Here is a 6264-nt window from a genome sequence, read left to right as displayed (position 1 = left end):
GTCCGGCGGGGTGGGCAAGATGATCCAGCTGGCCCGCAGCAACCTCCGCAAGCACCCCAAAAGACTCACGGTACTTGACCTGCACAAACGTGACTTCTGATTGGTGCCGGAACCCCCGACCCAGCACTTCGGTCTTCGTTTTGGAAGGTGAAGCCCGAACCAGCGCCGAACTGGAAGGACGCGGACTTTCGCCGGCATCCAGGCGTTCATCGAGCGCACTCGCTCGCGACGCGGAGGGTGGGCTTCTCGAACACGACCGAATTTGGCGCAGCCGCAACGAGTTGCTGTCACAGCGGATCGCTTGCGTGGAGATCGCCACGTCCGTCCGGAATGCGGCTGTCTGCGAAGTCTTCGATGTGGACGCTCCCGGCCAAGTGCGAGGAAGCGGGGGCTGACACGCCGGTGTGCGGGTGACATCGGTGGTCGGAACCGGAGGCAGCGCGGTTACCGGTACCCGGACGGAGACGAGGATGCGCCACCGCCGAACTTCGTGGCGCACGTCGAGGGCGTGGGTGGTGTCGAGCTGCGCTGGTACAAGCACCTCGGTCGTGGCATGTCGGTGAACAGGTCTCTGCAGCCGCAGGAATGGGTGCAGATCTTCGATGCTTGCATCGCCTCCATCCACGCGACCGAATCGCACCTCTGGTAGCGGTTGTCGAGCATCCGGTGATGCCGCCGGGTCCCGGCTGAGGTGGGACCAGTGTTGTGCAACGGCGTTATGGGCTGATCGCGGCGTCGCAGGGCGCTGGGGTGGTGTTCCGGGTGGTGTGATGCCGGTCGCCCTGGCGGGGACTGGGGTCGTTGCGGGAGCTAACTTCGGTGGTCGTGTTGACCGAATGGCTCGAGTTGGTGCTGCTAGTCGTCGTCGGGTTCCTCTCCGGCGCGATCAACGCGGTGGCCGGGGGCGGATCTCTGCTGGTCTTCCCGGCCCTGCTGGCGACCGGGATGCCGCCGTTGGTGGCGAACGTGACCAACTCGGTGGCCCAGGGGCCCGGGTTCGTGGGGGCCGCGATCGGCCAGCGCGACGACCTCCGGGGCACCCCGCGGCGGCTGTGGCTGACCTCGGCGGCCGCGGTGGTCGGGTCGGCGCTGGGCTGCGTGCTGCTGATGATCTTGCCGGGCAAGGTGTTCGACGCCGTGGTGCCCGCGCTGATCGCGCTGTCGGCGCTGCTGATGGCCTTCCAGAACATCATCCGCAAGTGGCTCGGCACGCCCGACGAGAACGCCCCGGACCGCACGGTCCTGCTGACCGTCGGGATCTTCTTCGCCTCGATCTACGGCGGCTACTTCGGCGGGGCGCGCAGCGTCATCCTGATCGCGATCCTGGTGCTGGCCGCGACCGACTCGATGCGTCGGCTGAACGCGCTCAAGAGCTGGCTGGGCATGATCGGCAGCGCGGTGACCCTGGTCGTCTACGCGCTGATCGCGCCAGTCGACTGGGTGGCGGTGCTGACGCTGGTGCCCACCACGGTGCTGGGCGGGTACGTGGGCGGCAAGGTCGCCCAGAAGCTCCCCGCGAACCTGCTCCGCTACCTGGTGGTGGCCATCGCCGCAGGCGTCGCGATCTACATGTTCCTCGACTGACCGAGGAAGGGGAATCGGGGGCACCGGCCGGGTCGGTGCCCTTTCCGCCAGGTCAGACGCCGAGGTCCTTGCGGAGCCGCTCGACGTGGCCGGTGGCCTTGACGTTGTACAGGGCCTTGGCGATCTTGCCGTCCGCGTCGACCACGAACGTCGAGCGGATCACGCCCTGCACGGTCTTGCCGTAGTTCTGCTTCTCGCCGAAGGCGCCCCACGCGGTCATGACCGACTTGTCCTCGTCGGCCAGCAGCGGGAAGGTCAGGCCTTCCGCGTCGCGGAAAGCAGCCAGCTTGGCAGGCTTGTCCGGGGAGATGCCGAGGACGTCGAAGCCGGCGTCGTTGAGCACCGCGAGGCTGTCCCGGAAGTCGCAGGCCTCCTTGGTGCAGCCCGGGGTGCTGGCGGCGGGGTAGAAGTACACCACGACGGACCGGCCGCGGTAGTCGCTCAGCGAGACGGTGTTGCCGTCGGCGTCCAGCAGCGAGAACTCGGGTGCCTTGTCGCCGATCGAGAGTCGGTTCTGCTCACTCATGCACCCGACGCTAGCCGATGCCACCGACGCGGTCCCGCCCGGTGGAGCGACGTCACTGCCCCGGCAAGCTGGCGCCGCCCGCGGCCGGGACGACGTGCGAGACCTGGGGTGTCGGCGCCGGTAGCCGATCGCCTGCCGCGATGTACCCGCCGACCAGCAGCCCGGCGACCGCCGAGGCGGTCAGCGCCAGCGCACAAGTGGTGAAGAAGCGGATGGACACCGCGTTTTCCTTCCAGCAGGAGTGGATTCGAACCCGCCGGTGGGCGCGCGCCATCGGGGCCCGGACCGGTGAGGGATTCTTCGATCAACGGGAAGATCGGGAGATTCGCCCGCATCGTTACAGATGTCCACCGGACGAGTGATCGGAACTTCGAGTTGCGGGTGCCGCGCCCCGCGCGTAGACGGGTGGGTGGCCAGCCCGACGACCACCCCGGAGGACCCCGCCATGCCCACAGTCGCCGATCAGCTCATCGAAGTGCTCGTGCAGGCCGGTGTCCGGCGCATCTACGGCATCGTCGGGGACAGCCTCAACCCCGTGGTGGACGCCGTGCGGCGCACCGAGGGAATCGAGTGGGTGCACGTGCGCCACGAGGAGGCCGCCGCGTTCGCGGCCGGTGCCGAAGCGCAGATGACCGGACGGCTCGCGGTCTGCGCGGGCAGTTGCGGGCCCGGCAACCTGCACCTGATCAACGGCCTGTTCGACGCGCACCGCAGCGGGGCGCCGGTGCTGGCGCTGGCCTCGCACATCCCGTCCGCGCAGATCGGGACCGGGTTCTTCCAGGAGACCCACCCCGAGGAGCTGTTCAACGAGTGCAGCCACTTCTGCGAGCTGCTCTCGCAGCCCGAGCAGATGCCGCGGCTGCTGCGCACCGCCATCCAGACCGCGTCCGGTCGGCGCGGCGCTGCTGTGCTGGTGCTGCCGGGCGATGTCGCCGAGAAGCCCGTCGCCTCGTCCACCGGCCTGGGAATCATCGAGTGCGAGCCGCCCACGGTCGTGCCGTCGCAGGACCAGCTGCTCGCGCTGGCGGAGAAGCTGAACCAGGCCGAGCGGCCGATGTTCTTCTGCGGGGCGGGAACGCGCGGCGCGCACCAGGAGGTCATGGAGCTGGCCGCGCGGGTGAACGCGCCGGTCGGGCACGCCCTGCGCGGCAAGGAGTGGATCCAGTACGACAACCCCTTCGACGTGGGGATGAGCGGTCTGCTCGGCTATGGCGCCTGCTACGACGCGATGCACCGCGCCGACCTGGTGGTGCTGCTGGGCACCGACTTCCCGTACGACAACTTCCTGCCGCAGGCCAACACGGTGCAGGTCGACATCGAGCCGGCCCACCTGGGGCGGCGCACGGTGCTGGACCTGGCCGTGCACGGCGACGTCGCCGAGACCATCCGCGCGGTGCTGCCGCACGTCCAGCAGAAGACCGACCGCTCCTACCTGGACCGGATGCTGCGCGAGCACGCCGGGCAGCTGGAGCGGGTCGTCGACGCCTACACGCGCAACGTCGAGACCCAGGTGCCGATCCACCCGGAGTTCGTCGCCGACGTGCTCGACGACCTCGCCGCGGACGACGCGGTGTTCACTGTGGACACCGGGATGTGCAACGTGTGGGCGGCCCGCTACATCACGCCGAACGGACGGCGGCGGGTGCTCGGGTCCTTCGTGCACGGCTCGATGGCCAACGCGCTGCCGCAGGCCATCGGCGCGCAGATCTGCGAACCCGAGCGGCAGGTCATCTCGATGTCCGGGGACGGCGGGCTGGCCATGCTGCTCGGCGACCTGCTGAGCCTGCGCACCCACCGGCTGCCGGTGAAGGTCGTGGTGTTCAACAACTCCTCGCTGGGCATGGTCAAGCTGGAGATGCTCGTGGACGGTCTGCCCGACTTCGGCACCGACCACGACCACGTCGACTTCGCCGCGATCGCGGCCGCGGCGGGGATCCACTCGGTGCGGGTGGAGAAGCCGGGCGAGGTGCGCGAAGCCTTGGCCGATGCGCTGCAGCGGCCGGGGCCCGCACTGGTGGACGTGGTGACCGACCCGAACGCGCTGTCGATCCCGCCGCGGATCACCGGGGACCAGGTGAAGGGGTTCGCGCTGGCGGTGAGCCGGACGGTGCTGTCCGGCGGGGTGGGCAAGATGATCCAGCTGGCCCGCAGCAACCTCCGCAACGTGCCGCGCCCCTGAGCGGCTCGTTCTTCCGGACTCGTCAGGGCCAAGAGGCCTCGTTGCGCGCAATGGAATGTCTACTGTGGACATCTGGTGAGCGGTGTGCGGGTCGGCTCGCCGCGCCATGTCGTCCGGGGCGGGCGCGGTGACTGGTCCGAACGCGTTGTTGATCCTGCCGCGGGTTTTCGTGCTCGCGGCAGGGCTGAGGCGGGTGGATCCCGTTGGCTCGCGGCAGCCCGTGCAACGTGCTGCTCATGTGAGCACGGCGTGGCTTCGCTTGCGCGCCCTCGGCGTGTCGGGCCGATTTGCCTGCGATCATCGGGAAAACCGGGCGTGATCGTGCCTCGGTCGGCGATTCTCGTATTTGAGAACCCCCACGATGCACGGGGTTTCACTGGCGGGCGGGGGCGCATCCGGGCGGTTTGGGATACCAACTTCTCGTCCGGTGGCGCTCCACCGGCAGCTGGTCGGAGTTCGCCGATTATCAGGATTTGAAATCGGATGTCCGGGTTTTGCCTCGGGAATATGCCAGCGTTTGCGTTGTCTTCGTTCGTATTCCCCGGTTCCCGCCATTGATTTCCAGCCCCGGGTGGGTGTACTCCATTTTGGCGATGGTGCTTCGTTTGGGGGGAGGAACGTAACCATCTTCGGCCACCATCCGATGTGCATCGGTGCCCACCGGGTTGGCCGGAGCGGGCTAGTGGACGAATGCCGTGAGGGTGATGGGTTGGTGACTCAGTGTGGACCTCCGGGCAGGATGGGGCTCATGACAGTCAGTCCCACGGTGCGTCGTCGTCGTTTAGCTGCTGAGCTGCGGCGACTGCGGGCGCATGCGGAGGTCACCCAGCAGCAGGCCGCCGGGCATCTCGGCTGCACGCAGGCGAAGATCGGGCGGTTCGAAACCGCGAAGCGATCTCCGTCGGTCGGAGATGTTTCGGCACTGCTGGATTTCTACGGGGTCGAGGGGTGCGAGCGGGATCAGCTGATCAACCTCGCGCGCGATGCCCGCAAACGGGGTTGGTGGCATTCCTACAGCGATGTCCTGCCCGAGTGGTACGAGACCTACGTGGGTTTGGAGGCGGAAGCGTCCTCCATCCACACCTACGAGGCCGAGGCCATTCCTGGACTGCTCCAGACGCGTGAATACGCGCATGCGATCACGAAAGCGACCCTCATCAGAGCCGATGAATCGGAGATCAGCCGACGGGTCGATCTGCGCATACAGCGGCAGCAGCGGATTGTGGGGGACAACCCGCTGGAGCTGTGGGCGGTGGTGGGAGAAGCCGCCCTGCGCAGGCGGGTCGGTGGGCCCGGGGTGCTCCGCCGACAGCTGGAACACCTGCTGAAACTCGTGCAGTTGCCGCACGTGACCCTGCAGGTGATGCCGTTGGACGCGGGGGCGCACCCGGCGCAGGCCGGGCCGTTCGTCATCCTGCGCTACTCGAATTCCATCGACCCCGACGTGGTTTATCTGGAAACCCACGTGGGCGGGCTCTACCTCGAGCGCGAGATAGAGATCTCGAACTACGTCACGATGATGGACCATTTACGCGCGCATGCGGTAGATCCGGACGGTTCCGTAGAACTAATGCAACAACGCATAGGAGAGTTGTAGATGGTGGATATCACCGACTGGCGCACCAGCACGCGTACCCAAGGTCAGGGGCAGTGCGTCGAGGTCGGCTTCGGAGCTGACTGCGTCGGGGTGCGCGATACCAAGAACAGATCCGGTGGCCAGATCACCGTTGCGCAGCAGCGTTGGCTCGAGTTCGTCAGCGGTGTCAAGCTCGGCTGCTTCGACGATCGCTGAGCCCGACTTCATGCGTCGATGAGCGCGTTCCCGGGTCTCCCCGCTCGGTGGCGCGCTCATCGGTGCTTTTCGGCGTGTTCTGCGGTGCGGGGAGCGGAACTTCGAAACCCCTGGTGGGTCCTGAGTTCCGCTCCCCCCCCCCCAGCGCCAGCCAGAACGGAAGAGCGGCGGGTTGGGGAAGAG

Annotated in this window: 7 protein-coding genes; 5 read left to right on the top strand and 2 right to left on the bottom strand. The window is 67.7% G+C overall.

Annotated features, from left to right (window positions below):
• Nucleotides 1-490 precede the first annotated feature (490 nt).
• Nucleotides 491-649: a hypothetical protein gene (locus ABTZ89_RS34090; protein WP_351052604.1), complete on the top strand. Its 159-nt coding sequence runs from the start codon at nucleotides 491-493 to the stop codon at nucleotides 647-649.
• A gap of 170 nt (nucleotides 650-819) precedes the next feature.
• Nucleotides 820-1584, top strand: a complete 765-nt coding sequence (locus ABTZ89_RS34085; RefSeq protein WP_351052601.1) for a sulfite exporter TauE/SafE family protein — start codon at nucleotides 820-822, stop codon at nucleotides 1582-1584.
• Between the two features lie 52 nt (nucleotides 1585-1636).
• Here ABTZ89_RS34085 and bcp read toward each other — a convergent pair whose 3' ends face one another.
• Entirely contained in the window at nucleotides 1637-2110 is a 474-nt protein-coding gene (gene bcp, locus ABTZ89_RS34080) for a thioredoxin-dependent thiol peroxidase (protein ID WP_270952741.1), read from the bottom strand.
• A 52-nt stretch (nucleotides 2111-2162) separates the two neighbouring features.
• Nucleotides 2163-2330, bottom strand: a complete 168-nt coding sequence (locus ABTZ89_RS34075) for a hypothetical protein (protein ID WP_270952740.1) — start codon at nucleotides 2328-2330, stop codon at nucleotides 2163-2165.
• 225 nt (nucleotides 2331-2555) lie between these two features.
• Here ABTZ89_RS34075 and ABTZ89_RS34070 point away from each other — a divergent pair, with 225 nt between their 5' ends.
• The 3 genes from ABTZ89_RS34070 (at nucleotide 2556) to ABTZ89_RS34060 (ending at nucleotide 6081) form a co-directional block, all read left to right on the top strand.
• The gene (locus ABTZ89_RS34070) at nucleotides 2556-4289 is read left to right on the top strand and encodes a pyruvate dehydrogenase (RefSeq protein ID WP_351052597.1); all 1734 of its coding nucleotides are present in this window, start codon (nucleotides 2556-2558) and stop codon (nucleotides 4287-4289) included.
• A gap of 748 nt (nucleotides 4290-5037) precedes the next feature.
• A complete protein-coding gene (locus ABTZ89_RS34065) occupies nucleotides 5038-5886 on the top strand; it encodes a helix-turn-helix domain-containing protein (RefSeq protein WP_333779001.1) in 849 nt (282 codons plus the stop codon).
• Complete coding sequence (locus ABTZ89_RS34060) at nucleotides 5887-6081, top strand: DUF397 domain-containing protein (protein WP_270952737.1); 195 nt, start codon at nucleotides 5887-5889, stop codon at nucleotides 6079-6081.
• Nucleotides 6082-6264: the final 183 nt, after the last annotated feature.

Origin of the sequence: Saccharopolyspora sp. NPDC002686, from assembly GCF_040295745.1 — a bacterium.
GTDB classification, from domain to species: domain Bacteria; phylum Actinomycetota; class Actinomycetes; order Mycobacteriales; family Pseudonocardiaceae; genus Saccharopolyspora; species Saccharopolyspora oryzae.
This window is presented reverse-complemented; position numbering and strand designations above follow the sequence as displayed.

Coding starts and splice junctions, on each gene's coding strand:
- bcp (WP_270952741.1), bottom strand. CDS start 2,110: ATGAGTGAGCAGAACCGACTCTCGATCGGCGACAAGGCACCCGAGTTC.
- ABTZ89_RS34070 (WP_351052597.1), top strand. CDS start 2,556: ATGCCCACAGTCGCCGATCAGCTCATCGAAGTGCTCGTGCAGGCCGGT.
- ABTZ89_RS34065 (WP_333779001.1), top strand. CDS start 5,038: ATGACAGTCAGTCCCACGGTGCGTCGTCGTCGTTTAGCTGCTGAGCTG.
- ABTZ89_RS34060 (WP_270952737.1), top strand. CDS start 5,887: ATGGTGGATATCACCGACTGGCGCACCAGCACGCGTACCCAAGGTCAG.